General features: G+C 39.2%; 23 protein-coding genes and 2 pseudogenes. 12 read left to right on the top strand and 13 right to left on the bottom strand.

Annotation, left to right across the window (positions count from 1 at the left end; translation table 11 throughout):
* Window positions 1-147: 147 nt before the first annotated feature.
* Window positions 148-1,539, bottom strand: coding sequence for a hypothetical protein (locus tag HRT96_RS10565; protein ID WP_293156060.1), 1,392 nt, complete (start codon window positions 1,537-1,539; stop codon window positions 148-150).
* A 196-nt stretch (window positions 1,540-1,735) separates the two neighbouring features.
* Window positions 1,736-2,314: a cache domain-containing protein gene (locus tag HRT96_RS10560; protein ID WP_293156057.1), complete on the bottom strand. Its 579-nt coding sequence runs from the start codon at window positions 2,312-2,314 to the stop codon at window positions 1,736-1,738.
* 289 nt (window positions 2,315-2,603) lie between these two features.
* On the opposite strand from HRT96_RS10560, the gene HRT96_RS10555 reads away from it, so the two are divergent.
* Window positions 2,604-3,278: an HAD family phosphatase gene (locus tag HRT96_RS10555; RefSeq protein WP_293156054.1), complete on the top strand. Its 675-nt coding sequence runs from the start codon at window positions 2,604-2,606 to the stop codon at window positions 3,276-3,278.
* Between the two features lie 119 nt (window positions 3,279-3,397).
* Here the strand turns inward: HRT96_RS10555 and HRT96_RS10550 are convergent, their stop codons facing one another.
* Complete coding sequence (locus tag HRT96_RS10550; protein WP_293156051.1) at window positions 3,398-4,504, bottom strand: acyl-CoA desaturase; 1,107 nt, start codon at window positions 4,502-4,504, stop codon at window positions 3,398-3,400.
* 10 nt (window positions 4,505-4,514) lie between these two features.
* Window positions 4,515-5,639 (bottom strand): ferredoxin reductase, encoded by a 1,125-nt coding sequence (locus HRT96_RS10545; protein ID WP_293156048.1) that lies wholly within the window; start codon window positions 5,637-5,639, stop codon window positions 4,515-4,517.
* Between the two features lie 315 nt (window positions 5,640-5,954).
* Between HRT96_RS10545 and HRT96_RS10540 the strand changes: the two genes are divergently transcribed.
* The gene (locus HRT96_RS10540) at window positions 5,955-6,308 is read left to right on the top strand and encodes a multidrug efflux SMR transporter (RefSeq protein ID WP_293156045.1); all 354 of its coding nucleotides are present in this window, start codon (window positions 5,955-5,957) and stop codon (window positions 6,306-6,308) included.
* 21 nt (window positions 6,309-6,329) lie between these two features.
* Here the strand turns inward: HRT96_RS10540 and HRT96_RS10535 are convergent, their stop codons facing one another.
* The 4 genes from HRT96_RS10535 to HRT96_RS10520 all read right to left on the bottom strand — a co-directional run bounded on the left by HRT96_RS10535 (window position 6,330) and on the right by HRT96_RS10520 (window position 9,148).
* The gene (locus HRT96_RS10535; RefSeq protein WP_293156150.1) at window positions 6,330-6,416 is read right to left on the bottom strand and encodes a TauD/TfdA family dioxygenase; all 87 of its coding nucleotides are present in this window, start codon (window positions 6,414-6,416) and stop codon (window positions 6,330-6,332) included.
* 238 nt (window positions 6,417-6,654) lie between these two features.
* A complete protein-coding gene (locus tag HRT96_RS10530; protein WP_293156042.1) occupies window positions 6,655-7,770 on the bottom strand; it encodes a hypothetical protein in 1,116 nt (371 codons plus the stop codon).
* A 510-nt stretch (window positions 7,771-8,280) separates the two neighbouring features.
* Window positions 8,281-8,529, bottom strand: a complete 249-nt coding sequence (locus tag HRT96_RS10525) for a DUF3297 family protein (RefSeq protein WP_293156039.1) — start codon at window positions 8,527-8,529, stop codon at window positions 8,281-8,283.
* A gap of 346 nt (window positions 8,530-8,875) precedes the next feature.
* Window positions 8,876-9,148: a diguanylate cyclase gene (locus HRT96_RS10520; protein ID WP_293156036.1), complete on the bottom strand. Its 273-nt coding sequence runs from the start codon at window positions 9,146-9,148 to the stop codon at window positions 8,876-8,878.
* Between the two features lie 643 nt (window positions 9,149-9,791).
* Here HRT96_RS10520 and HRT96_RS10515 point away from each other — a divergent pair.
* The 3 genes from HRT96_RS10515 to HRT96_RS10505 all read left to right on the top strand — a co-directional run bounded on the left by HRT96_RS10515 (window position 9,792) and on the right by HRT96_RS10505 (window position 14,765).
* Window positions 9,792-10,949, top strand: a complete 1,158-nt coding sequence (locus HRT96_RS10515; RefSeq protein WP_293156033.1) for a DUF1611 domain-containing protein — start codon at window positions 9,792-9,794, stop codon at window positions 10,947-10,949.
* Window positions 10,946-12,025, top strand: coding sequence for an alanine/ornithine racemase family PLP-dependent enzyme (locus HRT96_RS10510; protein ID WP_293156030.1), 1,080 nt, complete (start codon window positions 10,946-10,948; stop codon window positions 12,023-12,025). Before HRT96_RS10515 ends, HRT96_RS10510 begins: the two co-directional genes overlap by 4 nt.
* 769 nt (window positions 12,026-12,794) lie before the next feature.
* Window positions 12,795-14,765, top strand: a complete 1,971-nt coding sequence (locus HRT96_RS10505) for a methyl-accepting chemotaxis protein (protein ID WP_293156027.1) — start codon at window positions 12,795-12,797, stop codon at window positions 14,763-14,765.
* A 415-nt stretch (window positions 14,766-15,180) separates the two neighbouring features.
* On the opposite strand, the gene ykgO is transcribed toward HRT96_RS10505, so the two are convergent.
* The 3 genes and pseudogenes from ykgO to HRT96_RS10490 form a co-directional block, all read right to left on the bottom strand.
* Entirely contained in the window at window positions 15,181-15,324 is a 144-nt protein-coding gene (ykgO, locus tag HRT96_RS10500; RefSeq protein ID WP_293156024.1) for a type B 50S ribosomal protein L36, read from the bottom strand.
* A gap of 13 nt (window positions 15,325-15,337) precedes the next feature.
* Window positions 15,338-15,521: pseudogene (gene rpmE, locus HRT96_RS10495) on the bottom strand (50S ribosomal protein L31); the annotation flags it as partial.
* A 90-nt stretch (window positions 15,522-15,611) separates the two neighbouring features.
* Entirely contained in the window at window positions 15,612-16,505 is an 894-nt protein-coding gene (locus tag HRT96_RS10490; protein ID WP_293156021.1) for a nuclear transport factor 2 family protein, read from the bottom strand.
* An 87-nt stretch (window positions 16,506-16,592) separates the two neighbouring features.
* Between HRT96_RS10490 and HRT96_RS10485 the strand changes: the two genes are divergently transcribed.
* Entirely contained in the window at window positions 16,593-17,480 is an 888-nt protein-coding gene (locus tag HRT96_RS10485; RefSeq protein WP_293156017.1) for a LysR family transcriptional regulator, read from the top strand.
* A gap of 86 nt (window positions 17,481-17,566) precedes the next feature.
* Here HRT96_RS10485 and HRT96_RS21955 read toward each other — a convergent pair.
* Window positions 17,567-17,738, bottom strand: a pseudogene (locus tag HRT96_RS21955) (methyl-accepting chemotaxis protein).
* 523 nt (window positions 17,739-18,261) lie between these two features.
* On the opposite strand from HRT96_RS21955, the gene HRT96_RS10475 reads away from it, so the two are divergent.
* From HRT96_RS10475 to HRT96_RS10465, 3 genes are all read left to right on the top strand, one after another.
* Window positions 18,262-20,151 carry a M4 family metallopeptidase gene (locus tag HRT96_RS10475; protein WP_293156014.1) on the top strand — a complete coding sequence of 630 codons (1,890 nt, stop codon included), beginning with the start codon at window positions 18,262-18,264 and terminating at the stop codon, window positions 20,149-20,151.
* A 393-nt stretch (window positions 20,152-20,544) separates the two neighbouring features.
* The gene (locus HRT96_RS10470; RefSeq protein ID WP_293156011.1) at window positions 20,545-20,670 is read left to right on the top strand and encodes a hypothetical protein; all 126 of its coding nucleotides are present in this window, start codon (window positions 20,545-20,547) and stop codon (window positions 20,668-20,670) included.
* Window positions 20,667-21,122 (top strand): LysR substrate-binding domain-containing protein, encoded by a 456-nt coding sequence (locus HRT96_RS10465; protein ID WP_293156008.1) that lies wholly within the window; start codon window positions 20,667-20,669, stop codon window positions 21,120-21,122. Before HRT96_RS10470 ends, HRT96_RS10465 begins: the two co-directional genes overlap by 4 nt.
* A gap of 173 nt (window positions 21,123-21,295) precedes the next feature.
* Here the strand turns inward: HRT96_RS10465 and HRT96_RS10460 are convergent, their stop codons facing one another.
* Complete coding sequence (locus tag HRT96_RS10460) at window positions 21,296-22,372, bottom strand: methyl-accepting chemotaxis protein (protein ID WP_293156005.1); 1,077 nt, start codon at window positions 22,370-22,372, stop codon at window positions 21,296-21,298.
* A 342-nt stretch (window positions 22,373-22,714) separates the two neighbouring features.
* Between HRT96_RS10460 and HRT96_RS10455 the strand changes: the two genes are divergently transcribed.
* Genes HRT96_RS10455 through HRT96_RS10445 form a run of 3 tightly spaced genes read left to right on the top strand, consistent with a single transcriptional unit; the run spans window position 22,715 to window position 24,361 of the window.
* Window positions 22,715-23,686, top strand: coding sequence for a CsgG/HfaB family protein (locus tag HRT96_RS10455; protein ID WP_293156002.1), 972 nt, complete (start codon window positions 22,715-22,717; stop codon window positions 23,684-23,686).
* A 3-nt stretch (window positions 23,687-23,689) separates the two neighbouring features.
* Window positions 23,690-23,986 (top strand): hypothetical protein, encoded by a 297-nt coding sequence (locus HRT96_RS10450; protein WP_293155999.1) that lies wholly within the window; start codon window positions 23,690-23,692, stop codon window positions 23,984-23,986.
* A gap of 21 nt (window positions 23,987-24,007) precedes the next feature.
* A complete protein-coding gene (locus HRT96_RS10445) occupies window positions 24,008-24,361 on the top strand; it encodes a DUF4810 domain-containing protein (protein WP_293155996.1) in 354 nt (117 codons plus the stop codon).
* The last annotated feature ends 4 nt before the right edge of the window (window positions 24,362-24,365 follow it).

The raw sequence follows: 24,365 nt of genomic DNA, 5'->3' as shown, positions 1-24,365 counted from the left end.
GTCTACCCAGCGATTTCATCACCTGGCAACTATTTTTATCTAATTAAAGACTCTATTCATCTAGGACATCACAATTCTCAGGGTTTAAAAACAACAAAACCCCAGAAGGCTGAGGTTTTGTTATCATTAATATTTATATGGTGCGTATTAACGATTGAGCAAAGTATAAGAACCCGTATTTTTAGTTTTATTATTTTTCACTGTGTCTGTCGGTGTTAATACAACTGAAACTAAATCTGATGCTGCATTTTCATACATAAAAAATTTTTTAAAATCAGACGTTAATTTATCAGCCGATAATACCGCGATAGTGAGGTTTATCGCTCTCATAGGATCATCCAAGTTAGCCAATCCAAGGTTTGGAATAATCACATCGTCACCGCTTGCAACTTCACTGTAAATAACATGATTTAATTTATTTGTTTTACCGTTATCAGAAACTTCTATGTAGTAGCTACTTCTTTGTAAACGGGTTAATGTAGAATCAATACCCTGCGCTTGGAATACAAAATTGGAAATCTCGGGATCATTATCTGTGAGGGTTAATTCTGTCGGTAATTGCACATCCAACGTAGCAGATAATGCCTCGTTATGTTTAAAGTTCCAATCAAAGTTTGTTTTACCTTCTGCGCTATAACTCCAGCTCGTTCCTCGATATACGCGAGCAAAGCCAGTCGTATCGCCAGTTACAGTATCAAATGTCGCATCTAACCATGGATAACTATAATTACCTTGATTTAAGCGTACCGATAATCCAAAGAGCTGCCCAGTAAGCGTTTGGTTAATACTCCAATTATAACTCGAAAAAGCAAACCCTGATAAAGGTTTTTGATCACCACGTTCAGCTACTGTTAGCGTTGATACAAATGCATAATCAACCAATTTATCATTGTGATAAGCACGTACTAATACATCTTCATTATTAAGTGCACTGACCTCCTTGCTAGCATGAGTTCCAGCAGTAAATTCACTCTGTGATGAACTAAAAGCATAGGCATCAACGCCAGTATCAGTAGCGTAAACAGAAGCAAAACCTGTATTTACAGTTACAGGGTTTTCTTTATAACAAGACGAGTTAACTCCCTGATTTCGCTCTACTGCAATCATAATGTCACCCAGAAGTTCTTTTTGGATTGACAATACTTCGTACTCTGTAGATGAACTACTTTCTGAATTAATAATAGAGATATAGCCACCATTATCTATGTCACTTTCAGTAATATTTAATACACCAGTATTGCTTACCAAATCAGATAAATCTTTGTTAAAATTACCGTCAGCATCATACGTCTTTACCCTGACATCTGACGCTAATCTTGCATATGTTTGCATACCTACAGACTGACCGGTAATATCAAATAACGTACAGCTAGTTGCAGAGCCTTCGACCTCTTCAACTAATTGCACAAACTGAAGCGTATACTTAGTGGTTGGCGTCGAACTGGAACCTGAACCTGAGTCACTACGATCACTGCCACCGCTGCCGCAGCCTGATAGCAGTACACTAGCCAACACTGAAGTTATTATTGATTTTCTCATTTTCGATTCCTTGATCACACCGTCAAAATTTGGTTATTTCATTTTCAATGCAATAATAAGGCCAACTTAAATATTAACGGAGGTCAGATATTGAGGTCTATTGATATTGATTAATTCAGAATAAAATGCTGGATTGAAAACAACAAAACCCCAGCCAGCTGAGGTTTTGTGATAACAATATAAACAGAAATAAAGACTAGTGAGAAGTCAGCATATTGAGAATAGACGCATCGACATCATTGATATACACCCCCTCACCATAGATCCAGCCCCAAGGCGAAAAATACTGAGTGTAGGAAATCTTGTCCTGTTCTTCACGCGTAACGTTAGAGTAAGAATAATAACGAGAGTAGCCGTTGTTTGCACGAGATAGAGCTTCGGTACGTAATAATTGGTATAATTTAACGCCCTTAATATCAACGTCATCTTTTACATTTTGATTCTTCATGACAGCATTATTCACAGACTCTAAGAGTAAGTAGTCATTATTAAAAACAAAAATATAATTTTCATTTACCTGATTGATTTCATGAATTTTTCCAATCGCCTGCTGCTGCGCCTGAACAAGGCTTAACTCACGGTCAAGATATTGTTGATAATAACCGGTGATGATAGAACCGATAAATTTAATGCGGGGTTCCAATGCACATCGACGTTGTTCGATAACATTATGACGGACATACAAAAAATAACTGGTACTCAACCCGATAAATAGCAAAGACAGAGACCCAGCGACTAATAGCAATTTTTTTTCTAGTGATATTGTTTTTAACATTAATTTACTTAATGAACATTCACATCCTTATTAGTTCAACCTTCTGTTGATGATAATAGGCGCATCATACAGCACAAAAATAGAAATCTAAACCACTAAAATGGGAATGCAACGAGATAGCGTAAAACCTTAGATAACAGCACATTACACTGAATAATTTCAACGCTATCATAAACATGTAATGATTATTAAGCTTTTGTTAAAATGTCATATAAAGTCATAAAGCTGTCATAGATACTCGCTATTATATCTCACCAATAATCACCAGCGACTAAGGAAATATATTCAAATGAGCCAACCATTATACATTTTTGACCTTGATGAAACTTTAATTAATGCCGATAGTTCAATGTTATGGCATCGATTTTTAGTCGAAAAACGCATCGTCACGGACGACAATTTTTTAGCAGAAGATAAGCGCTTAATGAGCCTTTATTCTGCGGGTAAATTGAATATGCCTGAATACCTTAATTTTGCCATGGCCCCCCTTGCACAACTCACTAAAGAGCAAGTCGATAGTTTGGTGGATGAATGTGTCGAAAAATACATTATGCCAACGGTATTTCCACAGGCACTGCAACTATTAGCACAGCTTAAACAAGACAATATCACCACGGTATTGATCTCGGCGACAGTCAGCTTTATTGTTAAAAAAGTCGCCCTGCAACTCGGTATCGACCATGCGATGGGTATCGATATGTTAGTTGAAAATGGCTGTTATTCGGCAACCATACTCGGCGTAGCCAGTTATCGAGAAGGTAAAGTAACCCGCTTAGGATCTTGGTTAGCAGAGCAAACCGAGATCTTTACTGATACTTATTTTTATACAGATTCAATTAACGATCTGCCTTTGTGTGAATTTAGTCAATATCCTCATGTTGTTAACCCTTGCCCACAGTTAGCCCGCCATGCGCAAGCGCAGCACTGGCCGCAATTAGCTTGGTCACAGCACAAGCCTGCATAAATAACCTATATACGCACTTATATTGGACGCACAAAAAAGCCTGACTATGCACCCAGTCAGGCTGTTTAATATTTACTGATTGCCAGTTAACGAATCAGTATCACTGATCTTAATAAGCGTTACAATCGAGGATAAAGTGCCGCATTCTTACCAGTGACTTTACCTACTGGGAATGAGAAATAAATAACCCGTTGCAATACAGAAGCATACTGGCTAAAGAAGTTACCCGTGTTGTACGCGATACCGTATTTAGCGGTAATAGCTTGCACTTCTTTGGACATAGCAACATAACGATGCGCAGGCACCTCAGGGAATAAATGATGCTCTACCTGACAGCTCAAATGACCCGTTAAAATATGAAACCATTTAGGCCCTGTTAAGTTTGCCGAGCCTAAGATCTGACGATAATACCAATGACCACGGGATTCATTTTCACATTCTTTTTCGGTAAAGCTATATACCTCAGTTGGAAAATGACCACAGAAAATAACCGTTGAAGTCCAAAAATTACGCATTAGATTAGCCACTATATTACCCAATAATACCATCACAAAAAATGGGCCCGCAAGCGCAGGAAAAATAACGTAATCTTTTAATATTTGGCGTGTTGATTTACGGTAGAACACTTTCTTTAAGCGTTCTATATCAACATGTGACTCACGACTGGCTTTTCTTTTACCAAAAAATACCCGTTCGCCCGCCATTTCATGAAAGGCGATGCCCCACTGAAATAAAGCACTTAACACAAGATAAGTGCCAAATTGCCATAAGTTACGTAGACGCCAAGAAAAATCATCACTTAAGCGTAATAACCCGTAACCAAAATCACGATCCTTACCGACAATATTAGTGTAGGTATGATGTTCATAATTATGCACACGCTTCCAGGACTCCGAACTACAGGCAATATCCCATTCAAACGTTTGTGAGTTGATTGTTGGATCATTCATCCAGTCATATTGACCGTGTAATACGTTATGACCAATTTCCATATTATCTAAAATCTTCGACGCGCTTAATAGCAGTACACCTACACCCCAGAAATACAATGAAAGAAAGCCCAGTACCAGACAAATACGCCCAGAGATTTCTAACGTACGTTGCAAACGAATAATTTTTTTGATGTAACGCTCATCAACACTACCGACTTCTTTCATTGCCCTTGCTTTCACAGCATCAAGGTCTATCGCCAGTTGCTCTAACTGTTGTTCATTTAATTTTGCCATTACGCTCTCCCTATAAATTAATCACGACGTCCGTCACTGGAACACTGATACAAATCTGAATATCTTCTTCACCGGTATCGGAATAGGTTTTGGTTTGACTGTTATAAACCACACCACTTACCTTCTTACACTTACACTCTTGGCAAATGCCTATACGACAACCATATTTAGCCGATACATAATTGTCCTCAGCCAAGGTTAATAATGTTTGCTGGTTGTCTTCGCTCACAACAATGTTTCTGTTGGTCGTGGTAAATAAAACATTACGTACGGCGGTGACATCGACATTGCTGAAACTAGCCAGACCGAATTGTTCAAGGTGAATAGCATCCTGCGCTAAGCCCATATCAAGTAATAATGTTTGTGTACTATCCATCATGCTGTTTGGACCACAGATATATACAGTACAGTCATTTAACTCACTGGTGATCGTGTTTATATGCGCTTTCGAGCAATAACCATCACGTTCACTGTGTAACAACTGCAAGGTGAAATTTTCGTGTTCTAGCTCTAAAGCAACCAAGGTATCGCTCAACACATGTTGATTAGCGCGTACAAAATACAGCAACGTAAAATTAATCGTCGGATTATTAGCGACATGTGACATTAACAAGCTGTGGAAGGGGGTAATACCACTGCCTCCAGCAATAAATATAACGTCTTTGTTTTCCTGTTTATTTGCGCTACGTAATACAGCAGTACTCAGTACAAAATCACCTTTTGCAGGTGAAATACCGAATAAATCCCCATTTTCAACAGCATCTGCTAACCAGGGCGTGATACGCCCTTCAGATTGCTTTTTAATGGTTAAGGTGATGGTCTTATCTTGTTGTAACTGTGCTAGCGGCGATGAAATAGTAAAAGGGCGTTTAACGTAACTGCCATTTTTCTTTACCTGCAGTTCCACATATTGACCAGGCTGGAAAGAAAATGACTGCGCATCGACCTTGCCAGAAACTGCTAATGTTAATGAATACATATCATTGTTTTCAGGTTTTATTGCAACAACCTTCGCGGCGAACATATCACCCATCAATACGGCAACCGGTTTGGTTGAAAATGGTGAAAAATAAGCCTTAAACGTATCGTTATTAAATAACGTCAGTGACAATTTATTAGTTAAATCATGAAGCATGTCGTGTTCTCCCTAAAAGTTCAAAAGAGCTTACACGTGTACACTAGAATGATCCATCAGTATTTTTTATTTATTTAAAACATAAGTAACGAAAATTAATAACCTTAAATACAACCACTTACAGGTATAAAATAGAAGATTAAAAATAAAAATAAGTGAACAAGCGTTCCTTTATATGTTTACAGTGACGTTTAGATTACATATTTATAACAGTTTGATGAAAATCATTAAATCTAAGGTCGGTACTATAGCTACGGTCATCTTATTCAGGTATGGTGGCGCGCTGACTAATGTTGATATAAATGATAAGACACCATGCTAAACATACTCACTACCCTGCCGCCTAATTTACTGCTGCTATTTGCCATTGTTTTTGAGGTGGTCGCGACCTCCTTGCTACCAAAAACGCAACAATTTAGTCAGCCCTTAATGAGTGCGGTCGTGCTTATCTGCTATGCAGTGGCATTTTTCTTACTGTCTATCACCATTAAATCAGTACCGATTGGTATCGCGTATGCGATCTGGTGTGGTGCAGGCATCGTACTGGTGACCATGATTAGTTGGTTGTGGTATGGCCAACAACTGGATTGGGTCGCCATTCTGGGGATCAGTCTCATCTTACTTGGCAGTGTCATCATTAATGTATTTTCAACCACCATAACGCATTAAATAAAAACCAACTGCGCTTGCTTACACGACGGTGACGCGGTGCAATTTACGAGGGTTATCGGCATAATCAATCACCGCATAATGTTGAGTACTGCGGTTATCCCAAATTGCTAATGAATTGGCCTGCCATTTAAAACGTACTGATATTCAGGCTGTCTGGCCATAGCAAACAGCTTAGCAAGTAAGGCATTACTGTCATCTCGGTTCATACCAATAATATAACGGGTGAATTGTCCATTAATAAGACTTCTTCACCAGTGTCAGTGTAACGGTTTCTATTGAACAAGATCAATGTTATGGATCAAGGCGCTAATATGCGGAGTAAGCGACTCAATCAGTAGGGTCATTAGTCGGCAACGATCGTATTAATATCGTTATTAATATCGTTATTAATAGTCTGAGTCACGGCTAAATTTTCAGTCTCAATCAATACGTCTCTCACCTTTTCGGTTAGCGGAATGAGCAGCAGTGCTTGTTCCTCATTGAGCGCTTGTTGTTGGTCCAATTTATTACGCAGGGCATGATCAAAATACGCGATTTGTTCGATATAAGTTAAGCTCGAAATGTCTTCTGCAAATACATCAAATGCCACGGTCGCGATAGCATCACGATAACGTAACGCTATTTTTTCACTTTCCGAACGATCAATACGATTGATCCATTTAACTTCTGTTGTCACGTTAACAGCACGACGTAAATCATCTTCAACCTTAACGATAATGGTATCGATAATATGCTGATTTCGCGGCGCCAGCACAATCGCATCATTTAACTGCGTAATACGTTGTTGGATCTGTGCATATGTTTGTGGGATCAGATCTCGATCCAGCTTTTTCATTTTCTTGACAAGTGGCGTATAAGAAGTACTTTTAACCATTATAATTTCAAGTTGCAATAAGCGGTCTTGTACTCTCGCGCTACGCTTTTCATAACCGTCGGTTGAATCATCATCTTCAATATCAGCAATTAAGTCGGCGATAGTTTCGTTAATATCGTCTAATTCATTCTGCCATTGACCATGTACTTGGGGAGATAAATAGGCAATATCGGCGAGTTGTTGCGTTAAAAACTCAGACACTAATGTTTTGATACGCACGGCGTTATCTAACGCTTCCTGCGCGTCTTCAATTTTATCCATGACCTTACTTTCTGATGGGCCACCAAAAAATCCTTGATCGTTGGGATCAAAATTCGCCACCAGCGTCCGCATTGTTCTCACCGCAGAATTAATTCTTTTCCAACTGTCAGGTGCAAAATAGACGTAGTTGTCATCTTTGCCCGCGTCATATTGTTGTTCAACATGTTCAGCTAAGGCTTTGATCTTTTGTATTGCCAGCGCGGCTTCATCCATGGCTTCAATATCATTGGTATTATGAACATTATCTTGCGTTGCTTCAGTCGACGCACAACCTGATAATCCAGCAGCCGATAGTATAATCGCCGCACACAGGGTTTTCTTCATCTTGTTCATCCAATATAAAATGCTATAAAAATACCGATACTACCGAACACACTACAAGCTAACAAGACTAAAATGTCAAATGTGGAGATAAAGTTAGCAGGTTCGGCTTTGCCATTATACCCGTGGCCTAAGGATACATTTGTAAGGCTATGACCTGTATCATGAATTAATAAAGCCACATTCAAACTCAGTCGTTTCCTTGCTAATAGCAACATGTCTAAAACAAATAAAGAAATCCAATTAATAGTGATATGAATAAAAAGACATAATATAGAGAGGATATCTGGCGTATAATCAACGTACGTTAAGCAAGGCATCTTTATTGGTAAATGGGCATACTAGGCATGTTTTCTGGGATATTAATAATACAAAGGGCCTAAATCTCTCCAGGCCCTTTTGGCGATAACTTAGATTCAAATAATTAAGTGGTATTGCAACACGACTTAACTATGACGCCAACTCAGTAAGGGGATCACCGTTGACTAAGCTATCTATTTTCATTGATACGTCTTAACGATAAAACGGTTCAACCGTCCCTTTTATCGTCATCATAAGTGGTTGTCCGCGACGGTCCAATGCTTTGTGTGACGGTACTTTTACCCAACCTTCACTGATGCAATATTCCTCGACATCGAAACGCTCTTTGCCGTTAAGCATAATACCAATGTCATGCTGGAAAACTTCTTCTACATGATGTGGGCTACGTGGATTACCCGCAAGGCGATCTGGTAAAGCTGGTTTCGATTTAATGTCGTTCATGTTCGTGACCTGTAGTGAATAAAAGTGCGCTATTGTAGGCAATATAGACCTAACGCTCAAGCGCTACCGTAATAAATGTTGCTAAAAATACGATGGGTTGCGGATCACTCTTAAACAGTTGTGCGCGTATCGAAAAATATAAAACAAATAACCATTGGAAATCGTCCTATGGTGATACTGCATTTACGCCCGATAAATTCATACTGTCATAATAGAAAATCGAGCTAAGTGTTATCGCATACCAGTCAAATAGGGCAGAGTAATAGCGTTTGCGAACGCGTAATCATTCTTCCCTCGGCGCTTTATTTCGTTCATCGCTAGGTCAACCCCCTTGATCAACTTCTGACTACTTCAGCATCATTTGGATATAATGCAATACCAATACTAGCTGTAATATTAAGAATTCGTCACCACCGATACGCGCGACGGTATCAACGTCTCGAACACAGGCACACAAGCGTTCTCCCGTTTTCTTTAGAAGTAGATCACCTGCATCATGGTAGGCTAAATGATGGATGCGTTGCTTGACTGGTGCTATCGACGCAATGCTCCAAAATAATTCACCATTATTTTTACGGCTATGGAACTCACCCCGCCATGTATTACCAGCGGCAAGCAATTACCAAAGAAAATCGTAGTCCTCAGCAGGCATGTCACCCGCATGCAAAATATGAGGGGGGGGTCCCAATAACGTCCTCAGGAAGGTACCCCGTTTTTCAGTTAAAGCTGGGTTTACGTAGTCAATAGCGCCAGAGCTATCAGTAGAATTAAGGTGGTCACAATCCCGCCGATGATAAATCCCCCCCAGAAACCACGCCGTTATTGCACTCGCCATAGAGAGAGCAACGCCACAGCTGAGCCAATCGAGATGAGGACAGTTATGACAAGCAGTGTTCGATTATCTAGTACCAGCATGTTAGTACCTCTCGAATAACAAACTCCATTGCATTAATGAGTTCATTTTTTATGACACTGTTTCTATGTCCGATCTTTAAGAGTATTTGAATATTACAACTGACATTAAATACTTTTGAATACCAAAAAGTTGAATTTAACCCGCCATAGCAACAAATAAAAGTCAAATTATAAATGTTAAATGTTAAATACAAACCACGAAATGTTAAAATATATACATAACTATGTTAACTATGTTACCTTGTACTCCCCCCTCTACCGCTTAGTAGGGACTTATTATATTTTCCGACGTTATATCTCGGCACTTTTCAGTCGCCCTCCTAAGCCTTAAAGCACTAGGTAATATTATGTCTGATTCAACCCAGAATTTAACGAATATCTTTCCTTTTAATAACACCAAAAATCCAGAAAAGAACGATGCCGTAATACCGACTGCGATTATTTATTGCGAAGGTCAATTTGGTAAAATTGATGGCAAAACAGCCAATGGTCTTGTTAGATATTCACACAATTATCGTATTCTCTCTGTGATTGATAGCAAAACAGCCGGTTTGAATTCAGGTGAAGTGCTAAATGAAGAAAAAAATGGCATCCCCATTTTGACCGACATGGAAGCAGCACTCACACATGCAGGCACAGTTCCTGACTATTTCATTTTTGGGATCGCACCATCAAGTGGGTTGTTATCCGATACCGAAAAAACAATCATTTTAGATGCCATGTCATTAAAGATGAATATAGTCAATGGATTACATGAATTCTTAAGTGAAGATCCTACTTTTTTAGCCGCTAGTATAAAACACAACGTCACTATTTTAGATATCCGAAAACCTAAAAATAAAGAAGAATTACAGACATTTAGCGGTGAAATACACAATGTAAAATGTCCACGTATTGCGGTCCTGGGTACCGATTGTGCCATCGGCAAACGGACAACAGCCACAATATTAGTTAAAGCACTACAAGACAAAGGGCTTAACGTGGTCATGATTGCCACAGGGCAAACGGGCATTATTCAAGGCGCACCTTATGGGGTTGCGTTAGATGCGGTACCTTCGCAATTTTGTGCCGGTGAACTAGAAGCAATCATAGTCAAAGCATACGAACAAGAAAATCCTGACCTGATCATTATTGAAGGCCAAGGCTCATTAAGTCACCCCGCATTTTCGACCAGTTCTTTTATACTTCGCGGCAGCTGCCCAACAAGCGTCATTCTGCAACATGCGCCTAAACGTGAATACCGTGCTGATTTCCCTAAAGCACTGATGCCTACAGTCGCTTCAGAAATAAACCTGATTGAAACATTTGCGGATACCCGCGTAATTGGCTTAACCCTTAATCATGAAGATATGTCTTCGCAGGAAATACGGAGTGCAATTGATGACTTCGCAACTCAATTAAGGATACCGGTTACCGACGCGCTATCCCAACCAACAGACCACCTTGTACAAATCGTTTCTTCTGCTTATCCTCACCTAGAACGAAAAATGATGTTAACGTCTTGAACTACCCCAGGGTAGACATCAACTGCACTAAAATTTACCATAATACTAAAACGTTGATAAACCGATTAAATCATAAAGGCATATCAGTAACCCCCGTCACTAAAGTATGTTTAGGCCATCCGATCATTGCTCATACTTTGATTAGCGCAGGGGCCAATATGATTGCGGATTCCCGTGTCGAGAATATCGAAAAGATCAGGCAAGCAGGCATTTCATTACCGACGATGCTGATCCGCACTCCCATGTTAAGTCAGGCTGCAAGCGTTGTTAATAATTGTAATATCAGCCTTAACAGTGAAATAGCGGTGATTGAACAACTGTCCCTCGTTGCTAGCCAAACAAATATTATCCATGGCATTATTATCATGGTTGAACTGGGGGATCTGCGGGAAGGTGTGATGCCTGACAATTTATTGGCATTTATCGGTAACATCATTCATTTGCCAAACATTGTAATAAAAGGCATCGGGACAAATTTGGCCTGCCGCTATGGTATATCACCTGATAATGACAAAATGTCGCAACTTTCTGCACTTGCAGATGAAGTCGAACAAGCATTTTCTATTCAGTTAGACATTATCTCAGGCGGTAATTCCGCCTCGATTAATTGGGCACTTAATCATGAGGCAAGCAGCCGCATTAATAACCTACGAATAGGTGAAGCCATTTTCCTCGGTTGCGAGCCATTATATCAAGAGCCAATCGAAGGCTTATTTACCGATGCCATCACGCTCACAGCTGAAGTTATTGAGTCGAAAGTAAAACCGTCGTTACCTTGGGGGGAGCGAGGAAGAAATGCGTTTGGAGAAAAACCAGCACTCCCAAATAGAGGGAATGTGTCACAAGCGCTGCTCGCATTAGGTCGCCTAGATGTGCATGTTGCCGGACTCAAACCGCCAGCAGGCATCACAATTGTGTCATCAACCAGTGATCACCTGGTTATTGAAACATCTGGAGAAGCCTTGCTCGTCGGCCAAAAAATACAGTTCAACTTAGACTATGGCGCGGTCTTACTTGCTATGTCCTCGCCTTATATACATAAATCATTCAGCCATCAAGATTTTGATAAAGAATAGATAAATGTAACGAAAGGTAGCTTAACTTATTTTAAATAAGAAATAAGATAGTGCCAGATACAACAAAGCCCCAGTGTAAGCTGAGGCTTTGTCATTTAAAGATGGTGCCCGAGTGCGAACTTGAGATGGAATACTGAAGTAATAAAGTTAATTCACCTTATTTAGGTGTCCAATTTTATAAAACCACAGCCGTGTATCGGAGCAAAAAATATCAGGGCTCAAAAGCGGTCGATTACCTTCATGACTTATTAATCAAGACTTGGCGCAGAGACATGGTTAGGCCTCGTGAGTACTCAATGAGAACGTAATAATAAACATTTATTACCCGTCTTACCTGATAGACATTTTAAACCGATGATTTCTGTATCGGATGCTTCTAATTCGTTGATGATAAATTTACTGGGTTAACGGGAAAGTATTTTAAATTACCATTGATTAATTTTAATTTAAATTTCTTGGTCATGATGGCAGTGGGATTATTAATATGTTCTTGAAGATGAGTTAGATACGTTTAGTTATATCGTGAATACCCAATCCCAAGCCCCCCTGTACGTGCCTTTCCCTTTGGTTGTACCTAAAGATGTGTATTTTAAAATATTTTAAAATACATTAAAGTTCGGGTGAAAAACACCATATAAACCAATAATGCCTTCTCAATGCGTTGTAATACACAGAAAATACACTATAAACACGTCAGTTACACTGAAAGTATATTGCGAATAATTTGAGGCTCGGCACCGATTGGGACTGTTATTAAAGGAATTCATTAATGTTAAACCTAGAGAATCGCTCGATCTTTAATGTTCGCTATTGGAGCTTAAAAACCAAATTAACGTTAGCTTTCTTATTTGTGGGCCTGTTACCCGCATTGATTGTTACTACGATTAGCACGTTGAAATTTTCAACCAATATTGAGTATCAAGTTTCGCAATCCCTGCAAGCGATTAACCAAATCAAACGCGCTCAAATTGAAACCTTTTTTAGTGAACGCCACGCTGATATTCAGATACTCGCCAATACGGTTCCGAACTTAGATGAACATAGTTACGATACCTATTTCACTGATTACATCAAGCTGTATGGTTACTACGACCTATTTTTGATTGATGCACAGGGCCTAATTTATTACACCCAAGCAAAAGAGGCCGATTATCAGACCAATATTTTAACTGGTCAATATGCCAGTTCTAATTTAGGCTCGCTGATTCAACAAGTTAAACAGTCAGGCAGCTATGGCATCATTGATTACCAACCTTATGCGCCAAGTAATGACGAACCCGCTGCATTTATCGCTATCCCCATCCAGGGCAGCGACATAATATTAGCACTGCAAATTTCCAGCGAAGGTACCAATAAGATAATGGGTTTACGTGATGGTATGGGTGAAACAGGCGAAAGTTATCTGGTTGGTGAAGATAAATTGATGCGTTCTGATTCATATCTGGATCCAACCAACCACTCCATAAAGGCAAGCTTTACTGGAAACGTCACGAATAATGGTGTTGATACCGACGCGGTTAATCGAGCCTTAAATGGCGAGAAAGGTGTTGCGACGATTAAAGATTACAACGGCAATCTGGTTCTATCTGCTTATGACAGTATTACAATCGGCGATTTTCGTTGGGTTATTATCAGTGAAATTGACGATGCAGAAGCACTCGCTTCGGTTAAACAAGGCACATTACTTTCTGTATTGCTTATTGCGGGCTCTGCAGTCATTGTCGCCTTGATTGGATTTTTCTTTGCTCAAAAAATAGCGAACCCTATCATTGCTGCCGCCTCGATTGCGGATAAAGTGGCCGCAGGCGATCTTACTGCTAATATCACAGTACATGCGCATGATGAAGTTGGCACACTGCAAACCGCTTTACATACCATGATCAACAATCTACGTTCAATGATTTTAGAATTGTCGAATGTGGCAGTGCAACAAGGTACGACAGCCACAGAACTCGCCTCAGTAACCGAAGAAACCAGCGCTGCGGTGACAGAGCAGCAGTCACAAACAATGCAAGTTGTCGCCGCTACAACAGAAATGAGCGCGACGATCAGAGAAATTGCCACCACCACAGCCACGGCCTCTAATATTTGCGAAGAGATTCAGCGTAAATCGAAACAAGGCGCTGCACATATAGAGAGCACCTATAGTGCATTAGTTGCCCTAGGTGAAACAACGCAAACCACTGCCGAGCAGGTGGCCACACTACGTCAAGACTCAGACAGGATTGTTAATGTGTTGGGGGTGATTAAGCAAATAGCCGATCAAACTAATCTGTTAGCGTTAAATGCAGCTATTGAAGCGGCTCGAGCGGGAGAGCAAGGCCGTGGGTTTGCCGTGGTTGCCGATGAAGTGCGTAATCTTGCACAATCGACACAAAAATCAACAATAGAAATAGACGTTATTATCGAAGCCATTGTTAAGAGTAGTAATGCCGCTGTAGAAACAATGACAGCCAATGTTGAACAGACCACCAGAGTGCAAGAAATTGCCAATCAAGCAAATCAGATCAATAGTGAGGTCGCGGCCGAGGTCAATGGTATCTTTGATATAGTGGTCCAGATTGCCACCGCAACCGAACAACAAACCATGACCATTGATGAGATAGCGAAAAACATTGAAGCGATCAATACAGGCACTACTGAAACAGAGCTCGCGGTCAGACATATTGCAGAATCGAGCCATGAGTTATCACGCATGGCGAACGTTTTAAATGATGAAGCACAAAAATTCACATTGTAAGGGTCATATAAGTTACAACATAAATACTTAATACCGACATTAAACCATAACACCGTAGTACGCTGTTCTGAAAGGTCGCATTATGCGGCCTTTCAGCACTCCTTCCCCTAACCTAACACCATGCTAATACTGCCACAGACAACCTCCAGCAAAACTAACAATCTTCAAAGTACATGACAGCGTTGGATCGAGTGAACTTTTTTCTTAAATAGCTTGCGCGCAGACCCTGCACGCGAAAGTACCGGATACAACAAAGCCCCAACTAACGTTAAGGCTTTGTCATTTAAATATGGTGCCCGAGGACGGACTTGACCGTCACTCCTTTCGGAAGAGGATGCTGAATTCTTTGAGACACCTTTCAGTAATTATAAATCTTTGGATCAGGTTAGATTACTCGCTACAATGATGTTAAAGCTTAAGCTCGTTTTTTCGTTCTTCCCTGAACCGCTTTGAATCTCGGGTTGGCTTTGCAAATAACATAAACACGACCACGACGTTTCACAATCTGGCAATCAGGGTGTCTCTGCTTAGCGCTTTTAAGGGAGCTTAAAACCTTCATATCAAAGCTCCTTTTAACTCTTTGACCCACCAAAACGGCGATTAAACTGTGCCACACGACCATCACTTTGGATCGTTTTTTGTTTACCCGTATAAAAGGATGCGATTCGCTTGATATATCCAGTGGTGCAATAGATATGTAATGCCCTCAATTTCGACCGCTCTATTCGTTTTCAACGTAGAACCAACAATAAAATATCTCTATCCCACGGACATATAACCACGACCATTCGAAATCCTGAGTTAGCATTTAAAATAGTCGTGTATATAAACCTGATCGAGAAAGGTTTATTTTTGAGAGTAACCAAAGATATCATTGTCGTTATTAGACTTACCGCTAACTTTTTCTTCTATATCCCAATGCTCTACTATTTTGCCTTCGTCATTAAAGCGAAAAATATCGATGTAGCCAGTGCCGAGATCATTTTTGATATCGAGATTAGTTTGGCGTGAATGGACGAGAACCATATCGCCCATTGCTATCGTTTTAGCTATCTCCGTTTTTAAACGAACACCATCAGAGGCTAAGCTTTTCAAATAATCAACAAGCGCCTGCGGACCATCTGCAACATAGGGGTTATGTTGGATGTACTGCTCGGCAACGAAATTATCAACAGCAGAAACATTTGATGGGTTATTAAACGACGCTAATATTGCCAGTGAACGCGCTCTGTTTTGCTCTTTGTTCTGTCGCGAATATATATCAGCGTCAGGGCCTTGATACATCGTATTTTTATTCGCTGATTCTGCAGGCACCTGCTGATAATGATCCCAGTGCTCGACTAACTTCCCTTTTTCTGTACGCCAAATATCGATATAGACATACACATCGCCACTGGTTGCCGTCCATGCTGAATGAATTGCAACATAAGGACCTTCTGCGATAGTGCGTAAAATTTCGACCTTAACACCTGGATCATTCGTCAACTCTAGCGCCACGGCTGAAATTAACTGTGCAGGGCCGTCACCATAGGCGGGAGCGTGCTGCAAGTATGTTTCACCTACATATCGAGAGAAGTTATTAAGGTTTCGATACTTAATGACATCAAAGTAAAATCCCTGCGCTATTTCAACGGACTGTTCTGTCTGTTCGTCTATCATCTTAATTTGAGCAAAGATCGGCGCCGCTAGCAACAACCCCAAACTAAGTATCGCTGTAACTAAAGTCCGTTTTAATATCATTGTGAAATATCCATCTGTTGTTGTGAGATTAAAACGATTATGATTAGTCACATTGAATTAATAAATATCATGAGTTAAATACCACCTATGAAAAAAATCGATTATACGTCCTTGGATGTGCGCTTGCTGCGCATGTTTATCAGCGTTTATGACTGCCAATCTGTCACGAAAGCGGCTGCGAAATTGGAATTGACACAATCAACCGTTAGTCACGGCCTTAATCAATTGCGCCAGATAGTACAAGATGATTTGTTTGTACAGTCTGGTAGAAGTATTACCGCGACACCAAAAGCAGATGTACTGATAGATAAAGCTCGTGAGATTATTGTCGCAATGCAAGATTTCGCCACCCCAGAGCAGTATAATCCCATGCTAGATACTTCTACCTTTACCATCGCGGCTAGCGATTATGAGATAGAAACCATTATCAAACCGCTACTGAAAAAACTTCGGGTACAAGCACCGTTGAGTTCACTGCACATTGCCCCTGCACGAACGCAATCTCAGTGGGCGAATGTATTACGTTCAGGAGAGGTCGATTTCGTGCTATCTCCAACCTTAGATAGCAGTGAACTCGATCTAGTACAAACAACATTATTCAGTGATAGAGAAGTGTGTTTTTACGATCCAGAGTATCAGAGTGCCCCAAAAACATTAGCGCAATACTGTCAATTACCGCATGCCATAATGTCATTTAATAACTCGCTGAGAACAGATATTGATGTGGACTTGCAGCGTTTTGGCGCCAAGCGAAAAATTGTTGCTAGTGCACCAAATTTTAGCGCCCTAGCCTCTTTAATTAAAGGCACTGATATTATAGCGACAATGCCTTCAAAACTGTCTGAATCATTATTCAAAGAATTCGCGCAAACCCCAGCACCTTTTGAAGTGCCTCCTTTTGAAATAGTAAAAATCTGGCATACCCGTAATCGCAATTCACAACGCCATATTTGGTTAAAAAATTTAATTGAATAAAGAAAACCGTAAAGTACCGGACATAAGGTTAGATATTAAAACTAAAGCGGCAACTCCGTTTTTATGTATTTCTCGATGTGGTTCATCTAGCTTTCTAAACGCTGATGTATTGCCACCAATTCAGCCACCTCGTTTGCAGATGAATTGGTATTATTGGCTAATGCTCTAACTTCATCCGCGACAACACTAAATCCTCTGCCAGCATCGCGCAGCTTCTATGGCAGCATTCAGTGCAAGTAAATTAGTTTGGTCCGAAATCTTTGAGATTGCCGAAACGAAAGTACTTATACTCGCGCCATTTTTGACAGTCCAGAAATATTATCCGTCACTCGATTGATTCTCTAACTCAATTGCTTGATATGAAGACAATACGGTTTCTCTAATCCCTTCGACATGGTTGATACACTCAATAGTTCATTTCAGAAGCATATGTTTAAATTCGATATCAGGATTATTCAATGCTTTATCCAACTGCTCAGATAGTGCTTGGTTTTTTAATTCTAAATTCCTATTTTGCAATTTTAAATAATCAACTTAATCCTGCAAATTTCCATTTTTTGAAACGTAAAAACCATAAATACAGCATAAAGATCTGCAGACATCCTAATCCCCCAACAAAAATAAAACACCGGTCACACTTAGCGCTCCAAAATTAAGAGGTAGATCGCACAAACACATCACAAAAAACATTCTCTATTTATTTATTTTATTGCAAATGATATTCATTTACATGAAGAAAAATGTACAAATCAATCAACTAATGTTAATAAAAGGAATAATTATGAAACCCAAATATCTTCAATATATAGTTGTAGCTGTAATGAGTGGTTATTCGATTTGCTCTTTTGCAACAGATGATTTAGAAATTAAATCGGTAACAGAAAAAGGAACATCGAGTTTTACCACTGGAGAAATAGGCACAATCAGTAATGAAATGTCGTCTGATGAAATTAAACAAATATTAGCAAAATACAACCATGCTAAGCTAAATGATAACGAGACATTCAAAGTCACCCAAAAATGGACTGATGATTTAGGCAAAACCCATATTAAACTTGCCCAATACATTGATAATTTGCTTGTCCATGGTACCAGTATTACCCTACATACCAATCAAGTCTCAAATGGATTCCTGCGTAGCTCTGGTAGCGATGTATATGCTATTTCTGGCATTATTGCCTCGAAACAATCCAACACATCACCTTCATTCTCCTCAAGTATTGCACAACGCGATGTGACTGATGATGCAGACAGCATCAGAAACATAGCGGGTAAACTTGGAGATGTAACATCTGAACCAGAACAAGTATATGTTTATTTACCTATACTTGAAGAGGCCCGACTAGCTTGGAAGGTCGAAGTTACTTGGAATAATGGTGATGAAGACTTTGGTCGTGATATTCTTTTCTATGATATTAATAGCTTTGAACTACTTACTCGCCATGCGACTGTTCATTCCGCAAAGACCTGGAAGACCCACGATCTAAATAATCAACTGGACGACGATGCTCCTGGTCAACTTTTATGTACCAATAATCAGAACTGCAATGATGCCTCAGCACAACGTGCACATGATGGTGCAGCCAAAGTATATGACTATTACAAAGCGAGATTCAATCGTAAAAGTATTAATAACAGAGACTTACCTATGATATCGAGTGTACACTATGGTGATAATGTTGGTAATGCCTATTGGAACGGTACCCAAATGTTATATGGTGACGGTAACGGCACACTTGCAGATTTAACTCTAAGCTTCGATGTTATCGGTCATGAGTTAACTCATGGTGTTACGCAATATACCGCTGGCCTAATTTACAACAATGCATCCGGGGCGTTAAACGAAGCATGGTCAGATATCTTGGGCGTCGCAGCCTATGCTTATAGTCAAAACACAACTCAGGGTGATTGGTTACTGGGTGAAGAAAGCTACACACCAAATTATCCTGGTGATGCGTTACGCTACATGAACAATCCAACGAAAGATCGCTATTCACGAGATTGGTGGCCAGACCGCATTCCTTACACAAGTCAGCCTTCTGATTTAAACGATCAGGGTGGGGTACATGGTAATTCGGGTATTGCAAACTTGGCATTTGTATTATTAAGTGATGGTGGTACTCACCCTCGAAATAAATCTATCGCGCAAGTACCAGCAATTGGATTACTCAAGTCAGAGCAAATCTTTTATCGAGCACTAACCACATACATGAATCCCAGTTCTAACTTTTCAGCCGCGCGTAGTGCAACAGCACAATCAGCACTTGATCTTTATGGCCCTGCAGAAAAAACGGCCGTTGAAACAGCATGGTGTGCAGTTGGTGTTGGTAAATGTCCAACAACAGGAGTGAGTGATAACGTATTAGAAAACGGTATTGCCAAAACAGGTATATCGGGCAATAAAAATACCGCCTTATTTTACACAATGAAAGTACCAAATGGTGCAACAGAATTAGAATTTACCACAACAGGTGGCAGTGGTGATGCAGATCTGTATGTACGTTTTGGAGGTATTCCTTCACTGACTACTTCCGATTGTAAAAGTACATCACTAACGAGTAGTGAATCATGTCGAATATCAGATGTTAAAGCTGGCACTTATTACATAATGGTGCAAGCTTGGGATCAGATTAGTGATATCTCACTAACTGGTAGTTTTAAAACTCAATAACAACAAATCTCACACCCGGGATAAACTTTTTTAAGTCCGGGTGTGTTAACTTTTATGTTATCGCCAATCACGATAGAAGCGTCATAACGACATTTATCAATGGGGGTAATGGTTGGATTAAGAGGGGTAATGTGCCTGAATTAGGCTTCTTAATTGCACTGCTCGATGCCGCTGATTATCTCTTACCCATATAAACCTTTTAGAATTACACTTTAACAACTTTAAAACAATGACTTACGATCAAACCAATTGCGGAGCCTCTCTCATTTACCGCACTTAACATCTTCTAAAATCACCTTTTTAATTCAAACCTATTCAACAATAAATTAGTTAAAATTTTAATGATCCTCACTTTTTATTCAGGGGCTATTCTGTGCATAAGGAAACTGAAAAATGAGTACATTTGATTTATTTGTTGAAGCATTCAAGGCCAAGGTAGTGCTTAAATCTAACCAAGGTACAGCGGCGAGAATTGTTGAATTTGATTACACGATTGCTCAGATTCGAGGTGGTGATTGATAACGCGTATTGAGTGTTATGTGTTGGTGCGTGAGTGTTGCATGTGTGAACTCGATCTAGTACAAACAACATTATTCAGTGATAGAGAAGTGTGTTTTTACGATCCAGAGTATCAGAGTGCCCCAAAAACATTAGCGCAATACTGTCAATTACCGCATGCCATAATGTCATTTAATAACTCGCTGAGAACAGATATTGATGTGGACTTGCAGCGTTTTGGCGCCAAGCGAAAAATTGTTGCTAGTGCACCAAATTTTAGCGCCCTAGCCTCTTTAATTAAAGGCACTGATATTATAGCGACAATGCCTTCAAAACTGTCTGAATCATTATTCAAAGAATTCGCGCAAACCCCAGCACCTTTTGAAGTGCCTCCTTTTGAAATAGTAAAAATCTGGCATACCCGTAATCGCAATTCACAACGCCATATTTGGTTAAAAAATTTAATTGAATAAACTAGACCAGAACCAAACAAAAAAACTTAAACCGATCTGAACGTAATGAACTTGAGCGCCAACGAAAAAGAAAGGGATTTTAAATTGGCACAATTATCCGTACTCACTCCAAAGGACAGGACTAGGACCGTAAAGTACCGGACATAAGGTTAGATAAAATGAGACCAAATACATTATAGATCATCAAGATATTTCATCACCATTTTGCTCGCGTCTTCCATAGCGAGTAAATGTTCAATTGCCCGTTTTTTATCACCGTTAGATATTAAAAATAAAGCGGCAACTCCGTTTTTATGTACTTCTCGATGTGGTTCATCTAGCTTTCTAAACGCTGATGTATTGCCATAAATTTCAGCTCCCACACTTTGATACCATTTACCTAATCGGCACATAGTATGATCTGTAAAGTCATCAATTGACTTATTACTAACACCCGATGCAACGGCATAAACCTCCCCCTTCCAAACAATATGATCTAATTTCACAGTTTGAATAAAAGTGCGTAATGAGGCATGGTTAATTGTTTGGTTCATTGAAGTGCAGTGGCTCACAATCGAAGTATAATCATCATTTAATTTCTCGACACCACCTGATAATTGGCTATTACTATGTTGGATATCATTTACTGAACCGACTGTCTCAGACGTCGATTCAATAATGCCATTCACCAATTCAGCCACCTCGTTTGCAGATGAATTGGTATTATTGGCTAATGCTCTAACTTCATCCGCGACAACACTAAATCCTCTGCCAGCATCGCCAGCGCGCGCAGCTTCTATGGCAGCATTCAGTGCAAGTAAATTAGTTTGGTCCGAAATCTTTGAGATTGTCGAAACGAAAGTACTTATACTCGCGGCCATTTTTGACAGTCCAGAAATATTATCCGTCATCCCCCTCATTTTATGGGTTAAGTCTTGCATTTCAGAAACAATATGCTTCAAAGAATGACTTGAAACATCAAGTAACTCTTTAATATCGTCACTCGATTGATTCTCTAACTCAATTGCTTGATATGAAGACAATACGGTTTCTCTAACCCCTTCGACATGGTTGATACACTCAATAGTACATTTCAGAAGCATATGTTTAAATTCGATATCAGGATTATTCAATGCTTTATCCAACTGCTCAGATAGTGCTTGGTTTTTTAATTCCAAATTTCTATTTTGCAATTTTAAATCATCAACTTGATCCTGCAGATCTCCATTTTCTTGAAACATAACACTATATTTTGATTGTAAAACAAACATCCGAACCTCATAAAATATATCGTAAAACCATAAAGACACCCATTATTGTATATGCACCTATAGTTAAAGAAACAATTAAATATTAATAAAGAGGTATTTATCACAATTCTATAACATACATATAACTGTTATCGAAGAGCTATATTGTCAGTTTTATTTTCGAGATAACCAATTACGAAGAACACAGGAATGACATATTTCACAATATCTATCTTCAATAACAACACCGTATCCCCCTACAGCAGCACTCACAGCCCCTAAATGGGTATTAAAACTTCTTTACGTTAAATTACAATGCTATGATTCAACCTATTGTTAAATGAAAATCATTACGGAGATGATATGAAAAGAATATTGCCAATTGTTCTGGTTACAGTTTTATTTTCAGGTTGTGCCACTGTTGACAAAAAATTAGTTGTGCAAACAGATATACAACCTCAGTCAGTGAGTAAAACACTCAGTAAAAAAGTTCAAGATTCAAAATCACTTAAGAGGAAAGTTGCCATTGGCCGTTTCACAAATGAAACCACATATGGCCAAGGTTTCTTTATTGATGAGAATAATAATCGCCTTGGCAAACAAGCTATGGATATTCTGTCAGCAAAGTTATTCGAAACTGATAAATTTATCATGTTAGAGCGTGCTGACCTTGCGCAGATACAAAAAGAACTAACGATGAGCGGTAGCTCTGCACTTAAAAATGCTGCTGATTTCATTATTGTCGGTTCAATTACTGAATTTGGACGTAAAGAAGTAAGTGATGTAGGTATTTTTTCGCGAGTGAAAAAGCAGGAAGCTAATGCAACTGTTCAAATCCGTTTGATTGATGTTACAACAGGCCAAATTATATATTCAGAGAGTGGTAAAGGGATTGCTTATTCTGAAGCTGGTACTGTATTCGGCGTCGGTAACAAAGCTGGTTATGACGGGTCTTTAAATGACAAAGTTTTAAATGTTGCGATTACTGATTTAGCTTCAAACGTTATTGAAAACATGTTGGATAAACCTTGGCGTTCTTACGTTTTAGCAAGTGAAGACAATAATCTTATTATATCAGGTGGTAAATCACAGAATATTACCCCAGGTACTGAATTTGCGATTATGAAACAGGGTAAAAAAGTCAAAAACCCACAGACCGGTATGTATATCACGCTACCAGGTAAACAGCTCGGTGTTATTAAAGTCATCAGTTCATTTGGTGATACCGCCGAATCAGAAGTTTCAATATGTAGCTTAGTGAAAGGCAATCTTGATACATATATTAAAGCTAAAGATTACTCAAATCTTTACATTCAAGAAATTAAAAAGGGCTAAGTAATGAAGAATATAATTGTATTGTTATTTATCACAGTCATTACGGCATGCGGATACAATTCAGGAACATCTACATCTGAGCCTATCGCATATCTGTATTTCACTGGTGAAGCACAAGGAGCACAGGTCTACATTGATGATTTAACGCCGTTCACCATTAATAAAACAGGTTTTAAAAATCAGTATCAAGTAATGCCAGGCAAACACCTAGTTGTCATTAAACGTGAAGGAAAAGTGTTAGTTAATCGAAATGTATTACTCGGAGATGGACATGAAAAAGAATTTCATGTCCCAAAATAATAATAAAAGGGAGATAAATAAATGAAGTTTAAAGTACCTGTGATTGTTTTATTCACGATGTTAGCCACTGGCTGTGCAACAAAAAGTTCAATGTATAACTACGGTGATTATTCTGAAAGTTTTTATGCAATGAAAAAAGAAACGAATGCTGACACATCAATGGAATGGAAAAGCACACTTGAAAACATCATCGCAGATTCTAAATCAGATAAATTAAGAGTTCCACCAGGTGTATTCGCTAATCTTGGATATATTTACTTACAAGCAAATAATTCTGAAAAAGCAGTTTTCTTTTTTCAAGAAGAAAAAGCAACATACCCTGAGTCTGGAAAATTCATGGATAATTTAATCAAAAAAGTAGAAGTACAAGGATAGTAAA

Source organism: Moritella sp. (assembly GCF_013215705.1).
Taxonomy (GTDB): Bacteria; Pseudomonadota; Gammaproteobacteria; order Enterobacterales; family Moritellaceae; genus Moritella.
The sequence above is the reverse complement of the archived record's forward strand: the minus strand, read 5'-3'. Positions and strand labels throughout refer to the sequence as shown.